The sequence below is a fragment of the Rhizobium sp. 18055 genome (assembly GCF_902706285.1).
In the GTDB taxonomy this organism is placed as follows: Bacteria; Pseudomonadota; Alphaproteobacteria; order Rhizobiales; family Rhizobiaceae; genus Rhizobium.
In genome coordinates this window covers 1-419 of sequence record NZ_CACSKD010000365.1, presented here as the reverse complement: position 1 = coordinate 419, position 419 = coordinate 1, and the positions used below count along the sequence as shown (strand labels likewise).

The following is a 419-nucleotide window of genomic DNA, read 5'->3' as shown; positions in this document are numbered from 1 at the left end:
CGCAACCCGCGCGGCTACGTGGTGCGCGGCGTGTTCGAAGACGCCTACAACTACATGAAGAGCGGCCATCTGCTGCGCCAGGTGGTCAACAAGCTGAACGCCATCGACTTCAACCGGCAGGCCGAACGCCACCAGTTCAACGACCTGTACGAAAAGATCCTGCGCGACCTGCAGAGCGCCGGCAACGCGGGCGAGTTCTATACGCCCCGCGCCGTCACCCAGTTCATGGTGGACATGACCAATCCCCAACTGGGCGAAAGCGTCATGGACCCGGCCACCGGTACCGGCGGCTTCCTTGTCTGCGCCATCGAGCACCTGCGCAAGCAGGCAAACAACGACGAGGATCAGAGGGCGCTGCAAAACAGCATCCGTGGCGTAGAGAAAAAGCAACTTCCGCATATGCTGTGCGTTACCAACCT

General features: G+C 61.1%; 1 protein-coding gene. It reads left to right on the top strand.

Features of this window, described 5'->3' with window-relative positions:
- Window positions 1-419 (top strand): class I SAM-dependent DNA methyltransferase (locus tag GVL52_RS29530; protein ID WP_160012770.1); only part of this gene is annotated, 419 nt, incomplete at both ends.